Genomic DNA, 26456 nt, shown 5'->3' with positions numbered 1-26456 from the left:
CCGTTTGCCGCTCTATCGTAAATAGAGGCGTGAGATGTCTTTGTCCGTTTTGGGAAAGAGGGTGGCGACCGGGGCATCTGTTACTGGTGGGACTAGCTGACCTGGATCGTTCCGCGGGCGGAAGGGGGCTTGCGGAACACGTTTCGGCTGCCCGTTTTTGCAGGTAAACGGCGGTCTACCAATTTTGTCACAATTTTTGGACAATCCGGGATATATGCCTCAGAGGAGCACTATAGGTGGTTGGTCCTGACCGGCACCTGTGCTCAAATGGCCCTCATCTCGATTGTACATATTGCCCCACGTGCATTTACCTGCATGGTCTTCGAGAATTCCCCTCCGGGGCGAGAGGTTGCGAGGCAAGTGAGAACGCAGAGCGCTGAAGCTTCCGCTGACCGCGAGCCGCACGGGCACCAGAAGCGACGGCTGCCCAAACCTGCTTCTAACAGGTTCGGATTGGGCAATTGGCACGTACGATCGCGCCTCGTTGCGTTGATCGTCGTGCCCACGGCTGTCGCGGTGGGTCTGGGCGGGCTGAACGTGATCACCTCCCTCAGGGACGCCAACACCTACCAGACACTCAGAGAGGTGGCCGAGCTCAGCGAGCAGCTCGGCGCCGTCACGCACGAACTGGCCTTCGAACGGGACGAGACCGCTCTCTACATCGCCCAAGGCCGTCCGGAGAGCCGCGCGGCCCAGCTCCGCACCACCTACAGCGGGGTCGACAACCTCATCGACGAGGCCAAGGTGCGGGCCGGCGCCCTCACCGACACCCACGCCGACTCCGTACGCCCGGTGCTGCGCCGCCTGGAGGAGATCCAGACCCTGCGCGACACCGCCGTCAAGGGCAAGATCCAGCCCCTGCCGATGATCCAGAAGTACTCCCAGATCATCGCCACCCTCCTGCAGTTCCACGACCAGGTGGGACAGGTCGCGGTGGACGACGACATCTCCCACAGCGCCAGCTCCATGGCGGCCATCGCGCGCGCGAAGGAGCAGGCGTCCAAACAGCGCGGCATCCTGGCCAGCGCCCTGGACAAGAAGAGCTTCGACAGCGGCGAGCTCGACGCGCTCTCCGACGCCAAGGCGCGCGAGGAGAGCGAGGAGACCCTGTTCGCCACCCTCGCCAGCCTCGACCAGCTGGAGCTCTACCGCGACACCGTGGTGGGCAGGGACGTCGACCAGACCGACCTGTTCCGGCTGCGCGCCATGGCCCAGTCCGTCGAGGCCAAACCCCTGAGCATCGGCGTACGTCCGGACAAGGACGTCGGCACCTGGTTCGACGTCAGCACGGGCAAGATCGACGCCCTGCGCAGCGTGGAGAAGTCGCTGGCCTCCTCGGTCATCCTGCGGGCCCGTGCCCTGGAGGAGGCGGCCAACCGGTCGGCGCTGATCTCCGGCGTGCTCATCATGATCCTGCTGATCGTGGTGCTGATCATCATCACCTTCATCGCCCGCTCGCTCATCAGGCCGCTGCGCAGGCTGCGCGGCGAGGCCCTGGACATCGCCGGCAAACGCCTGCCGGAGACCGTGCGGCAGCTCCGCGAGGCGGGGGACGGCAAGGTCGGGCCCGTCCCGCCGATCGGGGTGGACACCCACGACGAGATCGGCGAGGTGGCCCGCGCCTTCGACGAGGTCCACCGCGAGGCGGTGCGGCTGGCCGGTGAGGAGGCGCGGCTGCGCTCGAACGTCAACGCGATGTTCGTGAACCTGTCGCGGCGCAGTCAGACGCTGGTGGAGCGGCAGATCACCCTGATCGACGGTCTGGAGCAGGGTGAGCAGGACGAGCAGCGGCTCGGCAACCTGTTCAAGCTGGACCATCTGGCCACGCGTATGCGGCGCAACAGTGAGAACCTGCTGGTGCTGGCCGGTCAGGATCCGCCGCGGCGCTGGAGCCAGCCGGTCAAGATGGTCGACGTCGCCCGCGCCTCCCTGTCGGAGGTCGAGAGCTACGAGCGCGTCGTGCTCCAGGTGCCCGACGGCGTGTCGGTCGCCGGCCAGGCCGTCAACGACGTCATCCACCTGCTGGCCGAGCTGGTGGAGAACGCGCTGTCGTTCTCGCCGCGCGAGACCAGGGTGGCGGTGTCGGGCAGCAGGATCGACGGCGGCGGCGTGATGTTGTCGATCACCGACTCCGGCATCGGCATGACGCCCGAGGAGCTGGCCCAGGCCAACGACCGCCTCACCGACTCGCCCAGCGTCGACGTGTCGGTCTCGCGGCGGATGGGCCTGTTCGTGGTCGCCAGGCTGGCCCACCGGCACGGCATCAGGGTGCAGCTGCGCCCGCACAGCTCGGGCGGGCTGACCGCCATGGTGCTCGTCCCGGAGAACATGCTCGGCACGCAGCCGCCCGGGTTCGGGGGCATGCAGCCGGCGGCGGCCGAGAGCACGTCCGGCAGCGAGCCGTACGTGGGGCCGCACGCGGCGCCCCCGGCCACCGACTGGCCGCCGGTCTCGGCTCCTCCCGAGGCCGACTGGCCCGCCGCCGCCTCCGCCGGGGCCGACTGGCCGCCCGCGCCGCCCGCGCCGGGAGCCGACTGGCCGCAGACGCCGCTCACGCCGGCGGCCGACTGGCCGCAGGCGCCGCCGGCCGCCGGACAGGACTGGCCGCGGCCCACCTACCAGATGGGCCCCGCGCACCCGTCGTACCCGTCGAACCCGGAGGCGGGGGGCAACTGGCCGCAGTGGCCGTCCGACGGCTGGCCCTCCGACCCGCACGGCGGCGGCTTCGACAGCCACGACATCTGGTCGCCGCCGCGCAACAACGGCGATCGCGGGCTGCCCAAGCGTCCAGCGGCCGAGCCGCCGCCCCCTGGAAGCAGGACGGCCTCCAGCGCCGGCGGCCCGACTTCCCCGAGACCGAGTCGGCGGCCACCGGCCCGATCCCGCCCGTGCCGCCCGCCTCCGCCGGGGACGACTACCTGCCGATCTTCGCCGCCGTCGAGTCGGCCTGGTTCGGGCGTAACGAGGGCGGCTGGGGCTCGACGAAGGCCGACGCCGGCTGGAGCGCGGCCGAGGCGGTGGCCGAACCGGCCCGCGACGGCACGACCGCGGCCGGCCTGCCCAAACGGGTGCCCAAGGCGAACCTGGTGCCGGGCTCGGCCGACACCGCCGCCTCGCCCAAGGGCGTGTCCCCGATGCCCTCGGTCTCGCCGGACCGGGTGCGGAACAGGTTGTCCAGCTTCCAGCAGGGCTTCCGGGCGGCCCGCGACGACATCACCGAGGGCAAGGCGTTCCAGCCGGGCCCTCGCGGCTCCTACAACGGTGAACCCCACAACAGTGAAAGAGAGGAGGGCGCATGAACGACCTGAGCCACGCGGCGCGCGGAGTCGACTGGTTGATCACCGACTTCGTCAGCACGGTCCCCGGTGTGGCACATGCGGTGGTCGTCTCGTCCGACGGGTTGCCGCTTGCGGCCTCGTCGGGTTTTCCGGCTGACCGGGCTGACCAGCTGGCTGCGATCGCGTCGGGGCTGGTGAGCCTGACGCAGGGTGCGGCCAGGGTGTTCGAGGGTGGTGCGGTCAACCAGACGATCGTGGAGATGCAGCGGGGGCTGATGCTGATCATGTCGATCAGCGACGGCTCGTGTCTGGCGGTCCTGGCGGCTCCGGACTGTGACATGGGGCTGGTGGCGTACCAGATGACCTTGATGGTGGATCGCGCCGGTCAGGTGCTGACCCCGGCGGTGCGGGCCGAGCTGCGCGCCAGCCAGACCAGGTGATGTAGGTGACGGACCAGAGATGGAACAGCGGCGGCTGGGCGCCTCCGCCCAAGCCACAGCCCCAGTCGCAGCTGCAGCCCGACCCCGCCTCACCCGTCCGCCCGTACGCGGTGACGGGTGGGCGGACGGCGCCCAGGGTCAAGCTGGCGATGGAGGCCCTGGTGTCGTCGGCGACCGCCGAGCACCGGGAGTTCTCCCACATCACGCCGGAGTACCAGGCGATCAGCCAGCTGTGCAGGCAGGTCCGGTCCGTGGCCGAGGTGTCGGCGCTGCTGCGGATCCCGCTGGGCGTGGTGCGTGTTCTGATCGCCGACATGGCGGCCGAGGGCCTGGTCCGCGTGCATCAGCCACAGCTGGACGCCGGCAGGCCGGACGTTAATCTGCTCGAAAGGGTGCTCAGTGGACTTCGCAGGCTCTAGCCCCGGCTTGACTTCAACGAAGATCGTGGTGGCCGGCGGCTTCGGCGTGGGCAAGACGACGTTCGTCGGCGCGGTCTCGGAGATCATGCCGTTGACCACCGAGGCGGTGATGACCGACGCCTCCGCGGGGATCGACGACCTGGGCATGACGCCGCTGAAGTCGACGACGACCGTCGCGATGGACTTCGGCCGCGTCTCGCTCGACCGTGACCTGATCCTCTATCTGTTCGGCACGCCGGGCCAGCACCGGTTCTGGTTCATGTGGGACGACCTGGTGCGCGGCGCGATCGGCGCGGTCGTGCTGGTGGACACCCGCCGCCTGGCCGACAGCTTTCCCGCGCTCGACTACTTCGAGGAGGCGCAACTGCCGTTCGTGGTGGGTGTCAACGGCTGGGACGGCCAGTACCCGCACAGCGACGCCGAGGTCCGCGACGCCCTCACGCTGGCCCCCCACATCCCGCTCGTCCGGCTGGACGCGCGCTCCAAGGACTCGGTCAAGAGCGCGCTGATCCACCTGGTCGAGCACGCCCTGTCGATCAGGATGGCGGTGCCGGGCTGGAGCGGCGGCAGCTGATCCGGCGCGCCGCCGCCCCTCGCGCTCAGCGGGGCCGGGCCTCGATGAGGCTGGCTCCCGCGCCCAGCTCGACGACCTCGGCCAGGCGCAGGTCCGCCCGGTCGAGCAGTGCCGTGTACTGCTCCCGGCTGCGCTCGGCGCCGCCGTCGAAGATCGCCAGCATCCGCATGTCGATGTCCTTGCCCAGGTGCGGCGCCTCGTCGTCGGGCAGCACCACCTCCAGCACCAGGACGCGGCCGCCAGGGTTCATCGCCCGGCGGACGTTGCGCAGGATGGTGACCGCGTCCTCGTCGTCCCAGTTGTGCAGGACGCTGGCCAGCAGGTAGACGTCGCCGCCGGCCGGGACCTCGGTGAAGAAGTCGCCGGTGACGACCTCGCTCCGCGCACCCAGCCCCTCGGCGGCCAGCAGCTCCCTGGCCCGGTCCGCCACGTGCTCCAGGTCGAACAGGATGCCGCGCATGTCCGGGTTGGCGTGCAGGACCGTGGCCAGGATGTGGCCCTTGCCGCCGGCCACGTCCACCATGGTCGCGGTGGCCGGGAAGTCGTACCGCTTGGCCAGGCCCTCGGTGAAGGGGATCGCGCGGGCGGTCATGTAGTCGTCGAACAGCTTGCCCGCTCCCGGGTTGGCCGCCAGGTACTCGTACAGGTGGCCGTAGCGGGCGGCGAAGGCCGAGCCGCCGCCGCGGACGGTCGCGGGCAGGTTGCCCATGGCGTGCCAGAAGCCCTCCTCGCCGAGCATCCGGATCGACGAGCGCACCGAGTCGGGCACGTCCGACCGCAGCGCCGTGCCGCGCTCGGTCAGGTCGTAGATGTCCGGCCCGGCGCCGCGGACGACGCCCATCCCGGCCAGCTCGCGCAGCACGCGGCGCAGCCTGGGGGCGTCGGCCTCGCAGCGGGCGGCCAGGTCGGTGGTGCTGAGCGGACCGTGGGCGAGATGGTCGGCCAGGCCGAGCTCCGCCATGGTCAGCAGAGCGGCGAAGCGCGAGATGTCGGCCACGGCCCCCCAAAGGAGGTCATCCGAGTGGGGCATGGGGTCCTTCCAGAAGTCAGACGTTGCGGTTGGCCTGCCGGTGCCACACCAGCAGGCGGCGCTCGGCCAGCACGAACAGCGAGTTCACCAGGTAGCCGAGGATGCCGAGCAGGGCGATCGCGGCCCACACACCGGGCCCGTCGAAGCTGCGCTGGGCCTGCAGGAGCTGGTAGCCGATGCCGTCCGTGCTGCCGAACAGCTCCGAGATCACCATGAGGATCAGCGCCAGCGACAGGCTCAGCCGCAGCCCGGCGAAGATCTTCGGCGAGGCGGCGGGGAGCACGACCACGCGCAGGCGCTGTGCCTTGGACAGGCCGAACACGGTGGCGGTCTCGGTGTAGGTGCGGTCCACGGCCCGGACGCCCTCGATCGTGTTGAGCAGCACCGGCCAGATCACGCCGAACACGATCGTGGCGAGCTGCATGCTGAGCTGCGCGTACTCGGTGCGCGCGAACAGCGCGACGAACAGCGGCAGCAGCAGCGGCGGCGGGATCGCCCGGCCGAACTCGAACAGCGCGTCCACGTAGTCGGTGGCCGCCTTGGAACGGCCGAGCGCCACGCCGAGCAGCACCCCGAGCAGCGAGGCCAGGATCCAGCCGCTGAACATGCGGCCGAGGCTGGGCAGGATGTTGCCGATCGCCTCTTCGGTGAGGAAGAGATGGGAGACGGGCCCGGAGAACCACATCTGGTACATGCTGGTGACGATGGTGAGCGGCGGCGGGAAGTCGCTGTCGTCGATGAGCCGCCCGAGCAGCTCCCAGACGACCAGCACGACCGGCACCACCCACAGCCTCGACAGCCGCCTCACGATTCCGACGCTCCCATCCGGACGCGGTGCCAGCGGAACAGCCGCCGCTCGCCGGCCAGCAGGACGAGGTTCGCGAACACCCCGAACGCCCCGGCCCAGAACGTCGCCGCCATGATCAGGTCCATCCGGTTGCCGCTGCCCGCCTGGATCGTGTAGACGCCGATCCCGGCCGTGCCGCCGGCCAGCAGCTCGGCGCTCACAGCGAGCACGAGCGCGATGCCGGCCGCGATCCTGATGCCGGTCGCGACGAAGGGCGCGGCGCTCGGCAGGCTGACCCGGGCCAGCACGGCCAGGCGGCCGAAGCCGAAGCTGCGCAGCGACTCCTTGGCCAGCGGGTCCACGTCCTGCATGCCGTACAGGGTGTTGATCAGGATCGGCCACATGGACGCGTACACGATGACCGAGACCTTCATCAGGCCGTCCACCGGGATCAGCAGGATCGCCAGCGGGATGATCGCCACCGAGGGGATCGGGCGCATGAACTCCAGCAGCGGCCGGATCGCCCGCTCCACCGGCGGCACCGCCCCCAGCAGCACGCCCAGCGGCACGGCCACGACGATGGCGGCGAGCAGGCCGAGCGCCCAGTTGGTGAGGGTGGTGACCAGGCCGTCCACGAACACCGGGTCGGCGAGCAGGCGCACGGCTTCGTACAGGATGACGGAGGGCGCCGGGAAGATCACGCCGTCGCTCAGCGCGAAGCGGATGACCAGCTCACCGGCGATGAGGAACCCCGCGGCGCCGGCGGCGCCGCGGAGCAGACGCGCGGTGTTCATCAGCTGGCAGGGGCGGCGATGACCGACTTCACGTCGACCGGGCTGGTGAGGTACTTGTACTCCAGCATCAGGTCGGCGACCTTCTGCAGCCGGTTCTCGTTCAGCTCGCTCGGGTACGTGCCGAGCGTGATCACCGAGGCCGTCTTGGCGTCGATCTTGGTGTACTTCGGCAGCGTCTCCTCGATGACCTTGCGGTCACTGGAGGCGAGCTGCTGCGCCTTGGCGATGGCCCGCTGGAAGGCGGCCAGCGTCTTCGGGTACTTCTGCACCCAGTCCTCGGTGGCCATCCAGCCGGCGATGGGGAAGTCCTCCGTCTGGCCGGTCATGGTGTCGGCGAGCTTGCGGAAGCCGAAGGCGCTCTGGTTGGCGGTGATGAAGGGCTCGGTCATCCAGCCCGCGTCCGCCTGCCCGGTGTTGATCGCGTTGCCCTGTTCCGGGAACGGCTTCTCCATGAACTTGACGTCGGTCTCGGCCAGACCGGCGACCTTGAGCTGCGTCTCCACGGCCAGGGTGGCGATGTTCTTGACGTTGTTGACGTAGACCGTCTTGCCCTTCAGGTCCGCCACCGTCTTGATGGGGGAGTCCTTGGGCACCATGATGTTGAACGTGTTCGGCGCGGCCTGGTACATGTCCGCGACCAGCTTGATCTTCTTGCCCTTGCTCACCGCGAGGAAGGTCGAGACGTAGTTGGTCTGGGAGATGTCGAGCGCGCCGCTCTCGATCTGCGGCAACGCCGCCGCGCCGCCGGTGATGGTGACCGGCTCGACGGTCAGTCCCTCTTCCTTGAAGAAGCCCTTCTCGTTGGCAAGATAGACCGACACAACGTCGGGCACGGGGAGGGCGCCGACCTTGATGGTGGTCTTCTCCAGGCCCTTGCTGTTGGCCGAGCTCTTCGCGGTCTCGCCGCCGCCTCCGCCGCAGCCGGCAAGGGTGAGCGCCAGAGCCACGCCGACGACAATGGCGTGACCGCGCATAGTGCGTGTCATGGGGGGTTCTCCTACCAGGGGGAAGTTCCGGAGATCGGCACGGGATGCCGGGCGTGAAGCGTACCGGAGCCGTCTTCGGATCTACAGCGCTATGCCGCGTATATGTAGGTTTATCGCGAAAATATGACAAATCAGCGTTATAGATGTAAATCTAGAGATTAAGTACGTTTAGTGGTGATTTGTCCGTATTGGGACGGTGGTTGCGCTCCGTGTGCGGTGGCATGCGACGTGAAGGGAGTGCGATGTGGAACGGTTGAAAACCACCGAAACGTTGGCCTAAGTATGAGGTTTGTGCTCAAATTGGGCCTCGAACTTGCCTGCGATCACTCGTCCGCGTGACGAAGCCGCTGATTCCCCCTGAAGCAGGCCATGGCGAGAGGTTGCCACCAGTGAGGACAACAACGACCGGCTCCGGTCGTGGCAGGGCTCCGGACGCCCCGGAAAAGGCCGCGGACGGCGAGGTGCAGCAGGCCCACCCGCCCAAGGCGGGCAGCCCGTTCGCCCTGCGCAACTGGCGCGTGCGTACCCGCCTCATCGCCCTCATCGCCATTCCCACGCTCGTAGCCGTCGTCCTCGGCGCCCTGCGGGTCACGACGTCGATCAGCAGCGCCCAGCAGTACCAGGACATCAGCAGCGTGGGGACCCTGGTCGCACAGCTCGGCGAGCTCTCCCGCGACCTCGGGCTCGAACGCGACCTGGCCACCCGCCACGTCGCCACCAACCGCGGATCCTCCGACGAGCAGCGGTTGAAGAGCCAGCACGAGATCGTCGACAAGCGCATCGCCGGCACCCTGGAGGCGGGCAAGAAGTCCGAAACGGCGCTGTCCGACCTCGGCAGGAAGTCCCTCGACCACATCCGGATCCGGCTCGGCCAGATCCCCACGATGCGCAAGGCCGTCGCCGAGACCAAGCTCGGCCCGCTGCCCACCAGCGAGAAGTACTCCGAGGTCATCGCCGAGCTGCTGCAGCTCTACGACGAGCTCGGCCAGGGCTCCACGGACGAGGAGATCATCGCCACCAGCGCGGCCCTGCGCGCCGTCGCCCGCGCCGAGGAGGAGGCCTCCAAGCAGCGCGGCCTGCTGACCAGCGCCCTGATCAGAGGCTCGTTCGAGGAGCCGGAGTACAACGCCTTCCTCGACGCCCGCTCCCGCCGCAGCAGCGAGCGCGACTCCTTCCGCGCCGTCGCCACGCCCGCGCAGCGCCAGTTCTACGACAACACCGTCGCCAGCCTGAAGATCGGCCGCGCCGAGTTCTACGCCAGCCGCGCGGTGCTGCTGCACAACGCCAACCAGTCACTGCGCCGGCTCGACACCTCGACCACGGACGACACCGACCAGTGGTTCCAGTCCATCACCGAGACCGTCGAGCGCCTGCACACCGTGCAGAAGTCGCTGTCGGAGCAGATCGCCACCCGAAGCGCCGACATCGCCAGCAGCGACCGGCAGCTCGCCGCGATCAACATCGGCGTCGTGGTGGGTCTGCTCGTCCTGGTGCTCGCGATCACCGCCCTGATGGCCGGCTCGCTGGTACGCCCGCTGCGCCGCCTGCGCTCGGACGCCCTGAAGATCGCCGGCCAGACGCTGCCCGACCTGGTCAGGCAGCTGCGCAACACCGACGTCAGCCCGGAACAGCTCCAGGTCCCGCCGATCGAGGTCAACTCCAAGGACGAGATCGGTGAAGTCGCCCGCGCCTTCGACGAGGTCCACCGCGAAGCCGTCCGGCTGGCCGGTGAGGAGTCCAGGCTCCGCTCGAACGTCAACGCGATGTTCGTGAACCTGTCGCGGCGCAGTCAGACGCTGGTGGAGCGGCAGATCACCCTGATCGACGGTCTGGAGCAGGGTGAGCAGGACGAGCAGCGGCTCGGCAACCTGTTCAAGCTGGACCATCTGGCCACGCGTATGCGGCGCAACAGTGAGAACCTGCTGGTGCTGGCCGGTCAGGACCCGCCGCGGCGCTGGAGCCAGCCGGTCAAGCTGGTCGACGTCGCCCGCGCCTCCCTGTCGGAGGTCGAGAACTACGAGCGCGTCGTCCTGGAGGTCCCCGAGGGCGTCTCCATCGCCGGCCAGGCCGTCAACGACGTCATCCACCTGCTGGCCGAGCTCATCGAGAACGCGCTGTCGTTCTCCCCGCGCGAGACCCGCGTCCCCGTCTCCGGCAGCAGGATCGACGGCGGCGGGATCATGCTCTCCATCAGCGACTCCGGCATCGGCATGACCGGCGACGAACTGGTCCAGGCCAACGAGCGCCTGACCGACGCCCCCACCGTGGACGTGTCGGTCTCCCGCCGCATGGGCCTGTTCGTGGTCGCCAGGCTGGCCCACCGGCACGGCATCAGGGTGCAGCTGCGCCCGCACGGCTCCGGTGGCCTGACCGCCATGGTCCTCATCCCCGAGACGCTGCTCGGCGCGCAGCCCGTCGCGGTCGCCGGCGCGGGCGGCAACACCGCCGCCACGACCTCCCGCGAGGACGCCTTCGCCGCCTCCCAGCCCGCCGCCGGGGCCCAGCAGTGGCCCAGCGCGTCGGGCTTCGGGCTCGCCCCCGGGCACCCGTCCTACCCGTCGTACCCGTCCGAGCCGGCCGGCGGGTCGTGGCCGTCGGTGCCGAGCTCGCTGCCGTCCTCGATGTCGTCCTCCATGCCGTCCGCGATGCCGCAGTGGCCCTCGACGGAGTCGACGAACACCGGCTCCGACTGGCTGCCGGACTCGTCGTCCGACGTCTGGGTGTCCTCGCGCGGGCCGGTCACCGGGGAGCACGCGCCGCCGCAGCGCGGCCTGCCCCCGAGGAGCCCCGCCCCTGGTCGGCTCCGCCGCAGGAGACGCCGTCCGCGTCCCCGTACGACTACCCCGAGACCGAGTCGGCGGCGACCGGCCCGATCCCCGTCGTCAAGCTCCGCCTCCGGCGGGGACGAGTACCTGCCGATATTCGCCGCGGTGGAGTCGGCCTGGTTCGACCAGGGCGAGCCGAGCGCCACCTGGGGCTCGGCCAAGGCCGACGCCGGCTGGAACGCGGCGGCGTCCGTGGTGGAGCCCGTACGCGACGGCTCGACGGCGGCCGGGCTGCCCAAGCGGGTGCCCAAGGCCAACCTGGTGCCCGGATCGGCGGACACGGCGTCCGCGCCCAAGGGCGTGGCTCCCATGCCGTCGGTCTCGCCGGACCGGGTGCGCAGCAGGTTGTCGAGCTTCCAGCAGGGCTTCCGAGCAGCGCGTGACGACATCAGCGAGGGCAGGACATACCAATCCGGTCCTAGGAACGACAGTAGGGAGGAGGGCGCGTGAATGACCTGAGCCACGCGGCACGCGGAGTCGACTGGTTGATCACCGACTTCGTCAGTACCGTCCCGGGGGTCGCGCACGCGGTGGTCGTGTCATCCGACGGGTTGCCGCTCGCGGCGTCGTCGGGTTTTCCGGCTGACCGGGCTGATCAGCTGGCTGCCATCGCGTCGGGACTGGTGAGTCTCACGCAGGGTGCGGCCAGGGTGTTCGAGGGTGGTGCGGTCAACCAGACGATCGTGGAGATGCAGCGGGGGCTGATGCTGATCATGTCGATCAGCGACGGCTCGTGTCTGGCGGTCCTGGCGGCTCCGGACTGTGACATGGGGCTGGTGGCGTACCAGATGACCTTGATGGTGGATCGCGCCGGTCAGGTGCTGACCCCGGCGGTGCGCGCGGAGCTGCGCGCCAGCCAGACCAGGTGATGTAGGTGACGGATTCCTGGAACAGCGGCGGTTGGGAGCCCCAGCCGCCGGTCAGCTCGGACCCGGCCTCGCCGGTGCGCCCGTACGCGGTGACGGGCGGACGTACCGCGCCCAAGGTCAAGCTGGCCATGGAGGCCCTGGTCTCGTCGGCTACGGCCGAACACCGGGAGTTCTCCCACATCACGCCGGAGTACAAGGCGATCAGCCAGCTCTGCCGTCAGGTGCGGTCGGTCGCCGAGGTGTCGGCGCTGCTGCGGATCCCGCTCGGTGTGGTGCGTGTTCTGATCGCTGACATGGCGGCCGAGGGCCTGGTGCGGGTGCATCAGCCGCAGCTGGATGCGGGTAGGCCGGACGTCAACCTGCTGGAAAGGGTGCTCAGTGGACTTCGCAGGCTCTAGCCCCGGTCTGACCTCGACGAAGATCGTGGTGGCCGGCGGCTTCGGCGTGGGCAAGACGACGTTCGTCGGCGCGGTCTCGGAGATCATGCCGCTCACGACGGAGGCCGTCATGACCGACGCCTCCGCGGGCATCGACGACCTGGGCATGACGCCGCTGAAGTCGACCACGACCGTCGCGATGGACTTCGGCCGCGTCTCGCTCGACCGCGACCTGATCCTGTACCTGTTCGGCACGCCCGGACAGCACCGGTTCTGGTTCATGTGGGACGACCTGGTCCGCGGCGCCATCGGCGCGGTCGTCCTGGTCGACACCCGCCGCCTGGCCGACAGCTTCCCCGCGATCGACTATTTCGAGGAGGCGCAACTCCCGTTCATCGTGGGGATCAACGGCTGGGACGGCACGTACGCCCACAGCGACGCCGAGGTCCGCGACGCCCTCACGCTGGCCCCCCACATCCCGCTGGTGCGCCTCGACGCCCGCCAGAAGGACTCGGTCAAAAGCGCTCTGATCAACCTCGTCGAGCACGCGTTGACCGTCCGGATGGCTGTGCCAGGCTGGAGCGGCTAGGAGAGCGGATAGGCTGAAGTCTTGACGTACATTCGCTTCGAGGACTGGCCAACCACGTGTTCGAGACGCTTTCCGACCGGCTGACATCGGTCTTCTCCTCCCTCCGATCCAAGGGTCGGCTGTCCGACGCCGACATCGACGCCACCGCCCGCGAGATCCGCATCGCCCTGCTCGAGGCCGATGTCGCGCTCCCGGTGGTCAAGGCGTTCGTCGCCCAGGTCAAGGAGCGCGCCCGCGGCGCCGAGGTCTCCCAGGCGCTCAACCCGGCGCAGCAGGTCGTCAAGATCGTCAATGACGAGCTGATCGAGATCCTCGGCGGCGAGACCCGCAGGCTCCGCTTCGCCAAGACCGCGCCGACCGTCGTCATGCTCGCGGGTCTCCAGGGTGCCGGTAAGACCACCCTGGCCGGCAAGCTGGCCCGGTGGCTGCGCGAGCAGGGCCACGCGCCCATGCTGGTCGCCGCCGACCTCCAGCGGCCCAACGCCGTGCAGCAGCTCCAGGTCGTGGGCGAGCGCGCCCAGGTCGCCGTGTTCGCGCCCGAGCCGGGCAGCGGCGTCGGCGACCCGGTCGACGTCGCCCGCCGCTCGATCGACGAGGCCAGGCGCCTCAACCACGACATCGTCATCATCGACACCGCCGGTCGCCTGGGCATCGACCAGGAGATGATGAAGCAGGCCGCCGACATCCGCGACGCGGTCCGCCCCGACGAGGTCCTGTTCGTGGTCGACGCCATGATCGGTCAGGACGCCGTCACCACGGCCCAGGCGTTCATGGACGGCGTCGGCTTCGACGGCGTCGTGCTGACCAAGCTCGACGGCGACGCCCGCGGCGGCGCCGCGCTGTCGGTGCGGCACATCACCGGCCGCCCGATCATGTTCGCCTCCACGGGCGAGAAGCTGGAAGACTTCGACGCCTTCCACCCCGACCGGATGGCCTCCCGCATCCTCGACATGGGTGACATCCTCACCCTGATCGAGCAGGCGCAGAAGACGTTCGACGAGGAGCAGGCCGCCAAGATGGCGGGCAAGCTCACCTCGGGCGAGAACTTCACGCTCGACGACTTCCTCGAGCAGATGATGATGGTCCAGAAGATGGGCCCCATCAAGAACCTGCTCGGCATGATGCCCGGCATGGGGCAGATGCGCGACCAGCTCAACTCCATCGACGACCGCGACCTCGACCGCATCGCCGCCATCATCCGCTCGATGACGCCCGGCGAGCGGCAGGACCCGAAGATTATCAACGGCTCCCGCCGCGCCCGCATCGCCGCCGGCTCCGGCGTCACGGTCAGCGCGGTGAGCAACCTCGTCACGCGCTTCTTCGAGGCGCAGAAGATGATGAAGCGGGTGGCCGGGGGCATGGGGCTGCCGGGCATGCCCGGGGGCGCGGGAAGGCGTCCAAGGCGCAGAAGAAGGCCAAGAAGGGGCGGCGCGTCAGCGGCGACCCGCGCAAGGCGGGTCTGGAGAAGTCGGCGTCCCCGTCGCCCGACGGCGAGGGCGGTGCGCCCAAGGCCGGGGGAGTGCTGGGGAACCTGGGTGGCAAGCTGCCGCCGGGCCTCGAACTGCCGCCGGGCTTCGACCCGTCGAAGCTGAAGCTGCCCGGGCAGTAACAGCCGACCGGGGCGGGCACCCCACCTGGCACCGCCCGCCCCTGCCTGCCCGATCCGTCCGCCCTGCCCTGCCTGTCTGCCTGCCCGGTCCGTCTGCTCTGCCTGCGGCGTCTGTCTGTGGCGCCTGCTTGTCGGGCGCGTGCTTGTCACGTGACTGTTTGTCGCGTGCGTGCCTGTCGGTGTCTGTTCGCCGTGCGCCTGTCCGTCGCGCGACGCGGAACCGTGTCCTGTGCGCGGGCCACGTCGGGGCCTCGCCCCGCACCGGAAGGCCTGGGCACCCAGGCGCGCCTGCACCGATGGGCCCCTGCACCGGCGGCCCTTGCGTCGGTGGCCCCTGCACCGGTGGTCCTGTGCCGGCGGGTTTGGTGCTGACGGTCTTCGCGCCGGCCCCTCATGCGCCGGCCCCTCATGCGCCGGCCCCTCATGCGCCGGCCGTTCTTGCGTCGGCTCTTCATGCGCCGGCGTTTTCGTGCCGGTCCTTCTCGCGTCGGCTTCATGACGGCGGATCGTGCGTCGGGGCTGCGTCGCCGTCCTCGGGCGCGTTCGTGTTCGCCCGAACGGGTGTGCGCCCGGGACCATGGTCGGTCACCGGGCGCGCGGGTCTGAGGCCGTTCAGCACGCTCTAACGGCAGAGGAGCATCCACTGCAGAGCGGGATCCATGAGGAGCCACCCTGAGGCGGCCGTTGCGGGCATCCACATCGGCAGGCCGGTGAGCGGCGACTTCTGGGTCAGCCAGGCGTCCTCGGGCGCCGGGCCGAACTCGCCGCCGTGGTCGGCGGGCCATTGATGACCGCTGGGGTCGCCGTGGTGGTGCGGGTTGTGCGGCCACCCGCAAGGGGGCCAGTAGCTCTCGTGCGGGTTGTGCGGCTTGTGTGGCCTGTGAGTGCAGTCATGCGTGGGCGTCGGGCTCGGCGTGGGCGTCGGAGTCGGGATGGGCGGCGGAATCGGCGTCGGCGTCACCGTCGGTGTGGGCGTCACGGTAGGCGTCGGCGTCACCGTTGGTGTGGGCGTGACCGTGGGCGTCGGTGTCACGGTGGGCGTCGGTGTCACGGTGGGTGTCGGTGTCACGGTAGGCGTGGGCGTCACAGTGGGCGTGACCGTGGGTGTCGGGGTCGGCGTCGGCGTGGGCGTGGGCGTGGGCGTCGGCGTGGGGGTGGGGGTCACGGTGGGCGTGATCGTGGGTGTCGGGGTCACCGTCGGGGTCGGTGTGGGCGTCGGCGTGGGGGTGGGGGTGGGGGTCACGGTGGGCGTGATCGTGGGTGTCGGGGTGGGTTGGTTGGGGACGCAGTTGACTTCCACCCGGCCGATGGTGACCTCCGTGAGCGGCCCCTCGTAGACGACGTTCCCCTCGGCGTCCCGCAGGAGGGCCGAGATCGAGATCGTCATGTCCGCCTCGGCGGAGGTCGCGTCGTTCGTCGTGGCGTTGTCGGTCCTGACCACCGTCAGGATCCCGTCGTACACGCCGGGATACCCGAGCTGCGCGCCCGTCGCGGGCACCTCCGTGGTCCCCTGCGCCACGGGCACGCCGAGCACCGTGATGGTCCCCGGCGCCGCCTGTACGGACGACATCGCCGGAGCCGGCGGCGTGCACCGCGCGTGCGTCTCCACGTTGCCCGTGACCAGCAGCGGCTCGGACGCGTCCGAGTTGAGCTGAAGGGTGTTGACGACCAGTTGGGCGCTGGCCTCCCAGACGTCCGGCGCGTCGAGGCCGTCGGCCTGGAGTTGTTGGTTGGCCAGGTCGGCGAACTCGGTGACCCCGTCGGGGTCGCTCCAGTCGCCGGTGTCGGTGCCGGGGTCGGGCCCGACGGACGCCGTGCCCCAAATGCCGGAGAAGCCTGGCTGGCCCAGTTCCGGGATTTCGGTGATGGTCAGGCCGATACCGTTGGCATTGGCGAACTCGCCCGCCGCGGCGGTGGCCGTAAGCCCGAACAAGGCGCCGGTGAGCAGGACGGACGCGCCGGCGGTGAGCAGCCGCGCGCGCGTGAACAGCGGATTGGTCGTGGTGGTCACCCACCCATTCCGCAGGGAAGTTGATCAAGTCGGGCGAGGTGACACGCGGCCCTTGCCGAGCCTTTGCCGCGGCCTGCCGGGACAGGTCGAAGGCACTGTCCGCGGTCTGGCAGAATGACATGTTGGAACACCGTGACCAGGTGGGTGCCCTCTCATCTCCCGCCGGCCACGCCTGTCCCTGGAGCGTCGTCTCATCGTGCCCCACTCGATGAGGTGCCGTTCACCCACGCTCGAATGCAGGAGAGACCACACCAGTGGCAGTCAAGATCAAGCTCAAGCGGCTCGGCATGATCCGCAACGCTCAGTACCGAATCGTCGTCGCCGACAGCCGCACCAAGCGTGACGGCCGGGCGATCGAGGAGATCGGCCTGTACCACCCGAAGGAAAACCCTTCGCGCATCGAGGTCAACGCCGAGCGTGCGGCCTACTGGCTGGGTGTCGGCGCGCAGCCGACCGAGCCGGTGCTCAAGCTGCTCAAGCTCACCGGTGACTGGCAGAAGTTCAAGGGCGAGGCCGCCCCGGCGCCGCTGCTGGTCGCCGAGCCCGCGCCCGACCGTCACGCCCTCTACGAGGCCGCGGCCAAGGAGGCGCTGTCCGGTGGCGACACCGGCACGGCCGCCACCACGGCGCCCAAGCGTGCCAAGAAGAAGGAAGAGGCTGAGGCCGCCCCCGCCGCCGAGACCCCGACCGAGGGCGAGGGCTGACGTGCTCGAGGAGGCTCTCGAGCACCTCGTTAAGGGCATCGTCGAACATCCAGACGATGTCCGGGTCCGCGCTCGCCGCATTCGCAGCGGGCGCGTCCTGGAGGTCCGGGTGCACCCCGAGGACCTGGGCAAGGTCATCGGACGCGGCGGGCGCACCGCCAAGGCGCTGCGCACCGTTGTGAACGCCCTGGCCGACGGGAAGTACGTACGGGTCGATCTGCTCGACCTGGACGAAGCAGTCCGTTAGCGTCAGGAATTCGCGCCCTCATCGGTCCTGAAAGGTCCGATGGGGGCGCTTGCGTTAGGAGAAGGTGGGTTTACGTGCAGCTGGTCGTCGGCCGGATAGGCCGTCCGCACGGTGTACGCGGCGAGGTGACCGTGGAGGTGCGCACCGACGATCCCGAGCTGCGCTTCGCCGAGGGCATGGCCGTCGCGACCGACCCGGCGAGCGCGGGGCCGCTCGTGGTCGAGAGCCGTCGCTGGCACAAGGACGTGCTGCTGATCGCGTTCGAGGGGGTCCACGGCCGAGACGCGGCCGAGGAGCTCCGGGGCACCATGCTGGTCATCGACTCCGCCGAGGTGGAGTCGTCGGACGACCCGGACGAGTTCCACGACCACCAGCTCATCGGGCTGGCGGTGGAGACCGTGTCGGGCGAGCCCGTCGGCGAGGTCACCGACGTGCTGCACCACGGTCAGGACCTGCTGGTCGTACGCCGGCGCGGGCAGGACGACGCGCTCATCCCGTTCGTGAAGGCCCTGGTGCCCGAGGTCGATCTGACGGGCGGGCGCCTGGTCGTCGACCCGCCAGAGGGCCTGCTGTGATGCGCCTCGACATCATCTCCATCTTCCCCGAGTACTTCGCTCCGCTCGACGTCTCGCTCATCGGCAAGGCGCGCGAGCGCGGCACCCTCGACGTACGCGTCCACCAGCTCCGCGACTGGGCGCACGACGTGCACAGGACGGTCGACGACACGCCGTACGGCGGCGGTCCCGGCATGGTGATGAAGCCCGAGGTCTGGGGCGAGGCCATCGACTCGGTGATCGGCGACGGCGCGCCGCGGGTCATCGTGCCGACGCCGAGCGGGCGGCCGTTCACCCAGGAGATGGCCCAGGAGCTGGCCGCCGAGCCGTGGCTGCTGTTCGCCTGCGGGCGTTACGAGGGCATCGACTCGCGGGTCATGGCCGAGTACGGCGCCCGGCTGCGGGTCGACGAGGTCAGCATCGGCGACTACGTCCTGGCCGGCGGCGAGGTCGCGGTGCTGGTGATGGTCGAGGCCGTCGGCAGGCTGCTGCCCGGCGTGCTGGGGAACGCCCAGTCGGCCGTGGACGACTCCTTCGCGCCGGGTTCGATGCAGAACCTGGTCGAAGGCCCGGTCTACACCAAGCCGCCGGTCTGGCGCGGGCACGAGGTTCCCGCCGTCCTACTGTCCGGACATCACGGAAAAGTCGCCCGATGGCGACGGGACGAGGCGCTCCGGCGTACGGTGCGGAACCGGCCGGAACTGGCGGCGGCGCTCGATCCCGAGACGCTCGACAAGCACGACAGGAAGCTGCTGGACGAGCTTTCGTTTCGCGTCCGGCCGGAAGATGTGGCAAACTGAATCGCTGCCGACCATCACACGGTTGGTCCGTCATGCCCGGGTAACGGTCCCGGGTTCATCAAATCAGCAAGCGTGTCCGCCGCGAGCTTCGGCCGGGTGGACCTCCGCGTGCTCGCGAGGACTTGAGGACAGCTCTCATGCACACGAAGATCCAGGAGCTCGAGAAGGCGACCCTTCGGAGCGACGTCCCGGCGTTCCGCCCCGGTGACACGCTCGAGGTCCACGTACGAGTCGTCGAAGGCAACCGCTCCCGTATCCAGGTCTTCAAGGGCTTCGTGCTGCGCCGGCAGGGCAGCGGCGCCCGCGAGACCTTCACGGTCCGCAAGGTCAGCTACGGCGTCGGCGTCGAGCGCACCTTCCCGGTGCACAGCCCGGTCATCGAGAAGATCGTGCTCGTGACCCGCGGTGACGTGCGTCGTGCCAAGCTCTACTACATGCGCGACCTGCGCGGCAAGGCCGCCCGCATCCGCGAGAAGCGCGAAGCCACGCCCGCGAAGTAACCCCAATCTTTTCCGAAAGGCCCGTGCACCGCACGGGCCTTTCGGCTTTGCGGGGCCATTTCCTTTATGTGGAGCGACTCGTGCGTGGGTGTAACGTCGGTCGAGGCTTGTCGAGCCGTTCCATCATCTAGGCTCGTCAGCGATGACAAGCGAAGACCAGGAGTACGGCGCCTCGCGCCGCCCTGTCGAGGACGAGGTGGACGTGGTCGCCGAAGAGACTCAGAAGCCGGCAAAGGGCGATAAGGAGAAGAAGGGGTCGTTCTGGAAAGAACTCCCCGTTCTTGTCGTTGTGGCCCTCGTGCTGGCCCTGATCATCAAGACGTTCGTGATCCAGGCCTTCTACATTCCGTCGGAGTCCATGGAGAACACCCTGCTCAAGAACGACAGGGTCCTGGTCAACAAGCTCGTCTACCACACCCGTGACATCGAGCGCGGCGACGTGGTCGTCTTCTCCGGCGTCGACTCCTGGGACGGCGAGTTCGAGGTCGAGGAGCCGTCCAACCCGATCGCGGCCTTCTTCCGCTGGGTCGGCACGGCCTTCGGCGTCGTCCCCGGCGAGAAGGACTACATCAAGCGGGTCATCGGCGTGGGCGGCGACCACGTCAAGTGCTGCGACTCCAAGGGCCGCATCACGGTCAACGGCACGGCCATCGACGAGGAGAGCTACCTCTATCCGGGCAACGTGCCGTCCGACAGGTTCTTCGACATCACCGTGCCGCCCGGGCGGCTGTGGGTGATGGGCGACCACCGCTCCGTCTCGCTCGACTCCCGCTCGCACACCGGTGACCAGGGCGGCGGCTCGATCCCCGAAGGTCAGGTCATCGGCCGGGCCTTCGTGATCGTCTGGCCGTTCAACCGGGCGGGCGTGCTGTCCATACCCGACACCTTCGCGCAGCCCGCGCTCCAGGCACTCGGAGGCGCCGTACCGCTGGTGGCCGGGTTCGGGCTGGCCGTACCCTTGGTCCTGGTTCGTCGGCGCCGGTTGGGGAGGAAGCGCTGATGGCCGTCACCAAGAAGGCGGAGGGCGTGGCCAAAGAGAAGAAAAAGGGCGGTTTCCGGGAGACCGTCCTGCTGCTGGTGCTCGGCGTGGGCATCGCGCTGTTGCTCCAGGCGTTCGTGATCGGGTCGTTCTACATCCCGTCGGAGTCGATGGAGAACACCCTGCTCATCAACGACCGGGTCTTCGTCAACAAGCTGGCGGGCGATCCCGAGCGCGGCGACATCGTGGTCTTCAAGGGCTGGCGCACCGGCGAGGACACCATCAAGCGGGTCATCGGCGTCGGCGGCGACAAGGTGGTCTGCTGCGACTCCAAGCACCGCATCAGCGTCAACGGCACGCCGCTCGACGAGGAGTCCTACCTCTACCCCGGCGACTTCGGCGGCGGCGACAAGTTCAGCGTCACCGTCCCGGCCGGCAAACTGTGGCTGATGGGCGACCACCGCACCGCCTCGGCGGACTCGCGCGCCCACATGGACGAGCCCGGCGGCGGCTTCATCTCCGTCGACGACGTGATCGGCAAGGCGGTCGTCCGCTACTGGCCGCTGTCGCGCGGCTACCTGTTCTCCACGCCCGAGACTTTCGACAAGGTCAAGTAAGGGGCTTTCGGTCGCGGTTTGCGGCGAATGGGGCGTACGCTTCGAGTGTCATGACAGTTGCGTTCCGCCCTCGACCGAGCGTCGTCCGGCGCGATTCCGGACTCTACGCCTATGAGCGGGCGCTGGCCCGCCGTGGGCTGACCCCGATCGCCGGGGTCGACGAGGCGGGCCGCGGCGCCTGCGCCGGGCCGCTGGTCGTCGCGGCCGTCGTCCTGCGCAGGGAGATCGGCGGTCTCGGTGACTCCAAGTTGCTGTCCCCGCTGGTGCGCGAGCGCCTGTACGACCGCGTCATCGCCACCGCCCATGTGGGCGTCGTGGTGATCCCGGCCGCCGAGATCGACGCCCGGGGGCTGCACAGGAGCAACATCTCCGGAATGCGGCGGGCTGTGGCGCAGTTGCCATGTGATCCGGAGTACATCCTCACGGACGGCTTCCCGGTGCCCGGCATGCCCGCGCCGTCCCTGGCGGTGTGGAAGGGGGATCAGGTGGCCGCCTGTGTGGCGGCCGCGTCGATCGTGGCCAAGGTGACGAGGGACCGCCTGATGGTCGAGCTGGATCGAAGGTTCCCTCAGTACGGTTTTGCTGAGCACAAGGGGTATGTCACGCCAGGACACCGTTTGGCACTGGAGAGACATGGCCCGTGCCCCGAACACCGTTACTCCTTCGTCACGGTGGCCAGGGGCATGGGTGAAAATGAGATGGGGGCCGGGGTTGCCTGAGCAGGCGAACCGGGGGACCGGTACGACAGGAGGACCGCGATGAGCGCAGAGGATCTCGAAAAGTATGAGACCGAGATGGAGCTGCAGCTTTACCGCGAATACCGTGATGTCGTCGGTTTGTTCACATACGTCGTCGAGACTGAGCGTCGTTTCTACCTGACCAACTCGGTCGACCTCGACGTCCGTACGGCGGAGAACGGCGACGTCTTCTTCGATGTGAAGATGCAGGACGCCTGGGTGTGGGACATGTACCGGCCGGCGCGGTTCGTGAAGAACGTGCGGGTGGTCACGTTCAAGGATGTGAACGTGGAAGAGCTGGCCAAGGCCGACCTGGAGATGCCCAAGGAAGGGTTCTCGGGGTAGGGCCGCGAGGGCGCCGTCGAGGCGGGGGGCCGATGGGCGGCGGGTGTGGTTGGTGCGTCCGGCGGCGGTTGCGCTTGTGCTCGCACCTGGAGTTCCAGGGTTCTGGTGTTGCGCGTGACGCCGACGCCGGGGTACTCGTTGTTTCGAGTGGGCTCAAGGTCCCAGGAAGCGCTGTTGCCGGTTGACCAACCCTGACCTCATCGGCCCGATGCCCTGCACAATGCGCGTACCTGCGCACCTAAGCACTGCCCACCTGCACATGCTGAGCACCGCCTGCTGCACGCTGGGCATCGCTGCTGCCTGCTGGGCACTGTCGGCATAGGTTGGGCGCCATCAGCGCACGCTGAGGTGTCATCCGGCCTGCGGTGAGTCGTCGTCGAACGCAAGGCGCGGGTCGTCTCGCATGCGGGACGCGGTAGCCGGCTCAGGGTAGCTGCGCCTGGCCCGAGATGATCGTTGGCGGCCAGCTCAAGATGGGCGTCAACTGGCCCACAGCGCAGGCGTCTGCCCCCTCCCGGCACCTGCGACCCGGCACCTGTGACCTGGCACGTGCGACCCGCCGGGTGCGCCCCGGTACGTGCGACCCGCCCGGTGCGCCATGCCACGCGCCGCATCCCTTCCACGTGCTGCCCGCCACGTGCTGCCTCCCTGCGACGTGCTGCCCGGCACGTGCCGCCTTCTGCCACGTGCCGCTTCGTGCGGTGCGTTACGCGGCCTGCCAATGCCGTCGCTGTCAGCCGTCTGCATCGCTTCAGGGGGCCGCGGAGGTCCGTAGGGGGCAGGGGGCGCCAGTGGGTCGCAGGGCTCCGTAAGGCCCGTGGTGCGACACCGCCTCCTGCGCTGTGCGAGCGGTCGGCTCTCTCGCGCCGCGGCGACCCGTCCCCGCAGGACCGTCACGCCGCACATTGCGCCTGACCACACAACGCCTCGTCCCATTTCCCCGGCATGGGAGCACGGGTGTCGCGGGTGTGGCCCTCGATGACCGGCAACGGGCCCCCGTTGCGAGGAGTTATCCACAAGCCGCCAGCCACCTCTCCCGGCTATCCCCAGAATCCCGTTCGCCTCCTTCTGATCTCCCCGCCATCCGCCAAGGTCGGTGACCGAACACCGCACCGACGACGGACGAAGGGACGCCACCCATGGCCCCGAAAGACGAGCTCGGCAAAGAAGGCGAGCACCTGGCCGCGATCTACCTCGAAGCCAAGGGGATGACGATCCTCGAACGCAACTGGCGCTGCCGTCGCGGCGAGATCGACATCATCGCCATGGACGGTCAGGTCCTGGTGGTCGTCGAGGTCAAGACCAGATCGAGCAGATCCCACGGCACAGCCTTGGAATCGGTGAACCACACCAAACTGGCGCGGCTCCGCATGCTGGCCGCCAAATGGCTGTCGGCGCAGTCCCGGTCCTTCGAAGCCGTGCGCATAGACGTGATCGCCCTTGAGCGCTTCGCGGGCAACTTCGCCCTGCGCCACATACGGGGGGCGATCTAGATGGCCGTGGCCCGGACCCGGAGCGTCGCGCTGGTCGGCGTGAGCGGCCGCAGCGTCGAGGTTGAGGCCGATGTGGGCAACGGCCTGGCCGGCATCCACCTCATCGGCCTGCCCGACACGGCGCTCAGCGAGGCCCGCGACCGGGTGCGATCCGCCGTGGTCAACAGCAGCTACCCATGGCCGGACGCCCGCATCACCGTCAGCCTCTTCCCCGCCAGCCTCCCCAAGCGCGGATCCCAGTTCGACCTGGCCATCGCCATGGCAATCCTGGGAGCCGCCGGAGTCGTCCCGGCGGAACGCATCGCGGAGCCCTTCTTCCTGGGCGAGCTCGGCCTCGACGGCCGCATCAGGCCCGTACGCGGAGTGCTCCCGTCCATCCTCGGTGCCGCGGCCGCGCACGAAGACGCCACGATCATCGTCCCGTCGGAGAATGCGGGGGAAGCCGGCCTGGTCCCCGACGTGAACGTGGTCCCGGTGGCTCACCTGCGCCAGCTGGTCGAGTGGCTCCGCAAAGGCGACAAGCCACCCGAACCCGAGGTCGATGCCCGCGTCGACACGCCCACACCCGTGTCCCAGCCCGCCGTCGACCTGGCGGACGTCGTCGGCCAGCCCGTGGCCCGCCGAGCGTTGGAAGTCTGCGCCGCGGGCGGCCACAACCTGTGGATGGTGGGCCCGCCCGGCACCGGCAAGACCCTGCTGGCCGAACGCCTTCCCACCCTCCTGCCGGACCTGGAGCTCGACCACGCCCTGGAGGTCACGGCCATCCACTCCGTCGCGGGGTTGCTGCCGCCCGACAGTCCCATGATCAACCGTCCTCCGTTCGTCAGCCCCCACCACACGGCGACGGCGGCCGCCATCATCGGTGGTGGCAGCACGGTCGTCCGTCCGGGAGCGGTCTCCCTCGCGCACAGGGGCCTGCTGTTCATGGACGAGGCCCCCGAGTTCCCTCGTCACGTCCTCGACTCGTTGCGGCAACCGCTGGAGTCGGGGCGCGTCACGGTGTCCAGATCCGCGGCGTCGGTCACGTTCCCCGCCCGGTTCATGCTGGTGCTTGCCGCCAACCCGTGCCCCTGCGCCCAGGCCGACGACCAGGTCGGCGCGACCTGCCGCTGCTCGCCCACCACAAGGCGCCGATACCTGGGCCGGCTGTCCGGCCCCCTCCTCGACCGCATCGACATGAAGGTCACGGTCGCCCGTTCGTCCAGGCGTGAGCTCCTGGCCGACCGTCACTTCGTCGAATCCAGCGAAACAGTGGCCGAACGTGTCCTGTTGGCCCGCGAGCGCGCCGTGAAACGCCTGGCCCACACCCCTTGGCGGACGAACGCCGAGATTCCTTCCTCAGTCCTCCACGCCGAATTCCGTCCGTCCGATGCGGCGATGAAGCCCATGACCTCCTGCCTCGACTCGGGCTCCCTCACCGCTCGCGGCCTCGACCGCACGCTGCGCGTCGCCTGGACCCTCGCCGACCTCGCAGGCAAAGACCGCCCGCAAGAAGACGAGACCACCGCAGCCCTCGGCTTCTGGCTCGGAGTACGACCGTGACCCCGGCCATCTGCTTGCACACGAACCCGCCCATGAAGATCACCAGGAGGCCCCTGTGATTAGTCCAGAGCATGAGGCACGTGCGGCCCTCATGCGAGCCGCCGACGTGGGCGACACGGCCATGGGCCGTCTGGTGGCGCACCTCGGTGCGTCCGGAGCGGTGGAGGCGATCCGCGAGCGGGCACTGCCACCGGCCTTCACCGCCCAGGAGTCCCGGCAGGAACGTCCATGTGACCTGTCGGGGCGGCTGAACGCCTGGTTCCTCCGGCTGGCGGCGTCGAAACCCGCCGCCGATCTGGAGGCCGGCGAGAAGCACGGAGCCAGGCTGATCGTCCCCGGTGACCCCGAATGGCCCACGCAACTGGACGATCTTGGCCCGAGCCGCCCCCTCGGCCTCTGGTTGCACGGCACGGCCGATCTCCGTTTCGCCTGTCTGCAGTCCGTGGCAGTCGTAGGCGCCCGAGCCGCCACCCAGTACGGCCTGCACATCGCGGCCAACTTCGGCATCGGCCTCAGCGAAGCGGGCTGGTCCGTCGTCTCCGGCGGCGCCTACGGCGTGGACGGTGTGGCCCACAAGGGCGCCCTGCTGGCCGACTCGCCCACGGTGGTCGTGCTCGCCTGCGGAGTGGACATCTGCTACCCGAGCGGCCACCAGACTCTCTTCGCCCAGGCCCGCGAGCAGGGCGTCGTGATGAGCGAATGCCCGCCCGGCGTCCATCCCACCCGCGCCCGCTTCCTGATCAGGAACCGCCTCATCGCCGCCCTGACCAGAGGCACGGCCGTCGTGGAGGCAGCCCTCCGCAGCGGTGCCCTGAACACCGCCGGCCACGCGCTCACTCTCAACCGGCACCTGGGTGCCGTGCCCGGGCCTACGACGTCCGCGTTGTCGGCCGGCTGCCACAAACTCCTGCGCGAACGCAAGGCGGTCTGTGTCACCACTCCGGAGGAGATGATCGAACTCGTCGGCGTCATGGGCGACGACCTGGCCCCACAGACCCGACCGCCCATCGTCCCCCGCGACGGTCTCAGCGAATCCACCAAGAGAGTCCTGGACGCCATCCCCACCCGCGGCGGCGCCGGTCCGGCATCGATAGCGGTCTCCGCAGGCGTCAGCATGGACATCACACTGAGCGCCCTGGGCGGTTTGGCCGCAGCCGGATACATAGAACGAGCGGGCGGCGGTTGGCGCCTCCGCAAAACCACATCCAGCTACCCGAAAGCCCCCGAAGCCATGGCCCTGACCCCACCCTCGCCCAACGAAGCCCCAGTCACAGACCCTCCGCCACCTGCCGAAGACGACACCCCGCCTCCACCCCACCCCGAAGAACTCGCCACCCCTACCTGACCGAC

25 protein-coding genes and 1 pseudogene are annotated in these 26456 nt (G+C 69.4%); 21 read left to right on the top strand and 5 right to left on the bottom strand.

What is annotated here, in order from left to right; translation table 11 throughout:
- Nucleotides 1–498 precede the first annotated feature (498 nt).
- The 4 genes from ACNF49_RS48655 to ACNF49_RS48640 all read left to right on the top strand — a co-directional run bounded on the left by ACNF49_RS48655 (nucleotide 499) and on the right by ACNF49_RS48640 (nucleotide 4711).
- On the top strand, nucleotides 499–3435 hold the full coding sequence (locus ACNF49_RS48655) for a sensor histidine kinase (protein WP_482941946.1): 2937 nt from the start codon (nucleotides 499–501) through the stop codon (nucleotides 3433–3435).
- Nucleotides 3368–3718 carry a roadblock/LC7 domain-containing protein gene (locus ACNF49_RS48650; protein ID WP_482941945.1) on the top strand — a complete coding sequence of 117 codons (351 nt, stop codon included), beginning with the start codon at nucleotides 3368–3370 and terminating at the stop codon, nucleotides 3716–3718. The genes ACNF49_RS48655 and ACNF49_RS48650 overlap by 68 nt, the downstream gene beginning before the upstream one ends.
- Before the next feature lie 71 nt (nucleotides 3719–3789).
- Nucleotides 3790–4137 (top strand): DUF742 domain-containing protein, encoded by a 348-nt coding sequence (locus ACNF49_RS48645; RefSeq protein WP_125632598.1) that lies wholly within the window; start codon nucleotides 3790–3792, stop codon nucleotides 4135–4137.
- Nucleotides 4138–4144: 7 nt separating this feature from the next.
- On the top strand, nucleotides 4145–4711 hold the full coding sequence (locus ACNF49_RS48640; protein ID WP_357971198.1) for a GTP-binding protein: 567 nt from the start codon (nucleotides 4145–4147) through the stop codon (nucleotides 4709–4711).
- 25 nt (nucleotides 4712–4736) lie between these two features.
- On the opposite strand, the gene ACNF49_RS48635 is transcribed toward ACNF49_RS48640, so the two are convergent.
- From ACNF49_RS48635 to ACNF49_RS48620, 4 genes are read right to left on the bottom strand one after another with little or no spacing between them, the layout of a single operon-like run.
- Complete coding sequence (locus tag ACNF49_RS48635) at nucleotides 4737–5741, bottom strand: methyltransferase (RefSeq protein WP_482941944.1); 1005 nt, start codon at nucleotides 5739–5741, stop codon at nucleotides 4737–4739.
- Between the two features lie 16 nt (nucleotides 5742–5757).
- On the bottom strand, nucleotides 5758–6549 hold the full coding sequence (locus ACNF49_RS48630) for an ABC transporter permease (protein WP_357971200.1): 792 nt from the start codon (nucleotides 6547–6549) through the stop codon (nucleotides 5758–5760).
- Nucleotides 6546–7322 carry an ABC transporter permease gene (locus ACNF49_RS48625; RefSeq protein WP_357995429.1) on the bottom strand — a complete coding sequence of 259 codons (777 nt, stop codon included), beginning with the start codon at nucleotides 7320–7322 and terminating at the stop codon, nucleotides 6546–6548. The genes ACNF49_RS48630 and ACNF49_RS48625 overlap by 4 nt, the downstream gene beginning before the upstream one ends.
- Nucleotides 7322–8308 carry an ABC transporter substrate-binding protein gene (locus tag ACNF49_RS48620; protein ID WP_357971202.1) on the bottom strand — a complete coding sequence of 329 codons (987 nt, stop codon included), beginning with the start codon at nucleotides 8306–8308 and terminating at the stop codon, nucleotides 7322–7324. Before ACNF49_RS48620 ends, ACNF49_RS48625 begins: the two co-directional genes overlap by 1 nt.
- Nucleotides 8309–8697: 389 nt before the next feature.
- Between ACNF49_RS48620 and ACNF49_RS48615 the strand changes: the two genes are divergently transcribed.
- From ACNF49_RS48615 to ffh, 5 genes and pseudogenes are all read left to right on the top strand, one after another.
- Nucleotides 8698–11583 (top strand): sensor histidine kinase, encoded by a 2886-nt coding sequence (locus ACNF49_RS48615; protein WP_482941943.1) that lies wholly within the window; start codon nucleotides 8698–8700, stop codon nucleotides 11581–11583.
- Nucleotides 11580–12002 (top strand): roadblock/LC7 domain-containing protein, encoded by a 423-nt coding sequence (locus ACNF49_RS48610; RefSeq protein ID WP_020546542.1) that lies wholly within the window; start codon nucleotides 11580–11582, stop codon nucleotides 12000–12002. The genes ACNF49_RS48615 and ACNF49_RS48610 overlap by 4 nt, the downstream gene beginning before the upstream one ends.
- A 5-nt stretch (nucleotides 12003–12007) precedes the next feature.
- Nucleotides 12008–12400 carry a DUF742 domain-containing protein gene (locus tag ACNF49_RS48605; protein WP_352350303.1) on the top strand — a complete coding sequence of 131 codons (393 nt, stop codon included), beginning with the start codon at nucleotides 12008–12010 and terminating at the stop codon, nucleotides 12398–12400.
- A 7-nt stretch (nucleotides 12401–12407) separates the two neighbouring features.
- A complete protein-coding gene (locus ACNF49_RS48600; RefSeq protein WP_352350493.1) occupies nucleotides 12408–12968 on the top strand; it encodes a GTP-binding protein in 561 nt (186 codons plus the stop codon).
- Nucleotides 12969–13024: 56 nt separating this feature from the next.
- A pseudogene (gene ffh, locus ACNF49_RS48595) lies at nucleotides 13025–14577 on the top strand (signal recognition particle protein).
- Nucleotides 14578–15199: 622 nt separating this feature from the next.
- Here ffh and ACNF49_RS48590 read toward each other — a convergent pair.
- On the bottom strand, nucleotides 15200–16588 hold the full coding sequence (locus tag ACNF49_RS48590; protein WP_482941942.1) for a hypothetical protein: 1389 nt from the start codon (nucleotides 16586–16588) through the stop codon (nucleotides 15200–15202).
- A gap of 254 nt (nucleotides 16589–16842) precedes the next feature.
- On the opposite strand from ACNF49_RS48590, the gene rpsP reads away from it, so the two are divergent.
- The 12 genes from rpsP to dprA all read left to right on the top strand — a co-directional run bounded on the left by rpsP (nucleotide 16843) and on the right by dprA (nucleotide 26451).
- A complete protein-coding gene (rpsP, locus tag ACNF49_RS48585) occupies nucleotides 16843–17292 on the top strand; it encodes a 30S ribosomal protein S16 (RefSeq protein WP_352329496.1) in 450 nt (149 codons plus the stop codon).
- 1 nt (nucleotide 17293) lies between these two features.
- A complete protein-coding gene (locus tag ACNF49_RS48580) occupies nucleotides 17294–17539 on the top strand; it encodes an RNA-binding protein (protein WP_020546537.1) in 246 nt (81 codons plus the stop codon).
- 74 nt (nucleotides 17540–17613) lie between these two features.
- Nucleotides 17614–18114 (top strand): ribosome maturation factor RimM, encoded by a 501-nt coding sequence (gene rimM, locus ACNF49_RS48575; protein WP_357984144.1) that lies wholly within the window; start codon nucleotides 17614–17616, stop codon nucleotides 18112–18114.
- On the top strand, nucleotides 18114–18893 hold the full coding sequence (gene trmD / locus ACNF49_RS48570; RefSeq protein WP_364389021.1) for a tRNA (guanosine(37)-N1)-methyltransferase TrmD: 780 nt from the start codon (nucleotides 18114–18116) through the stop codon (nucleotides 18891–18893). The genes rimM and trmD overlap by 1 nt, the downstream gene beginning before the upstream one ends.
- Before the next feature lie 137 nt (nucleotides 18894–19030).
- Nucleotides 19031–19393, top strand: a complete 363-nt coding sequence (gene rplS, locus ACNF49_RS48565; protein ID WP_357707128.1) for a 50S ribosomal protein L19 — start codon at nucleotides 19031–19033, stop codon at nucleotides 19391–19393.
- 142 nt (nucleotides 19394–19535) lie between these two features.
- On the top strand, nucleotides 19536–20393 hold the full coding sequence (gene lepB / locus ACNF49_RS48560; RefSeq protein ID WP_357984150.1) for a signal peptidase I: 858 nt from the start codon (nucleotides 19536–19538) through the stop codon (nucleotides 20391–20393).
- Nucleotides 20393–20989, top strand: coding sequence for a signal peptidase I (gene lepB, locus ACNF49_RS48555; RefSeq protein WP_352330985.1), 597 nt, complete (start codon nucleotides 20393–20395; stop codon nucleotides 20987–20989). The genes lepB (ACNF49_RS48560) and lepB (ACNF49_RS48555) overlap by 1 nt, the downstream gene beginning before the upstream one ends.
- Nucleotides 20990–21039: 50 nt before the next feature.
- The gene (locus tag ACNF49_RS48550; RefSeq protein WP_482941941.1) at nucleotides 21040–21708 is read left to right on the top strand and encodes a ribonuclease HII; all 669 of its coding nucleotides are present in this window, start codon (nucleotides 21040–21042) and stop codon (nucleotides 21706–21708) included.
- Nucleotides 21709–21747: 39 nt separating this feature from the next.
- Entirely contained in the window at nucleotides 21748–22071 is a 324-nt protein-coding gene (locus ACNF49_RS48545; protein WP_026215037.1) for a DUF2469 domain-containing protein, read from the top strand.
- 1139 nt (nucleotides 22072–23210) lie between these two features.
- Complete coding sequence (locus ACNF49_RS48540; RefSeq protein WP_357984159.1) at nucleotides 23211–23564, top strand: YraN family protein; 354 nt, start codon at nucleotides 23211–23213, stop codon at nucleotides 23562–23564.
- Nucleotides 23565–25106: a YifB family Mg chelatase-like AAA ATPase gene (locus tag ACNF49_RS48535; RefSeq protein WP_482941940.1), complete on the top strand. Its 1542-nt coding sequence runs from the start codon at nucleotides 23565–23567 to the stop codon at nucleotides 25104–25106.
- A 91-nt stretch (nucleotides 25107–25197) separates the two neighbouring features.
- Nucleotides 25198–26451, top strand: coding sequence for a DNA-processing protein DprA (dprA, locus tag ACNF49_RS48530; RefSeq protein ID WP_482941939.1), 1254 nt, complete (start codon nucleotides 25198–25200; stop codon nucleotides 26449–26451).
- The last annotated feature ends 5 nt before the right edge of the window (nucleotides 26452–26456 follow it).

The organism is Actinomadura sp. ATCC 39365, from assembly GCF_054392275.1.
The sequence above is the reverse complement of the archived record's forward strand: the minus strand, read 5'-3'. Positions and strand labels throughout refer to the sequence as shown.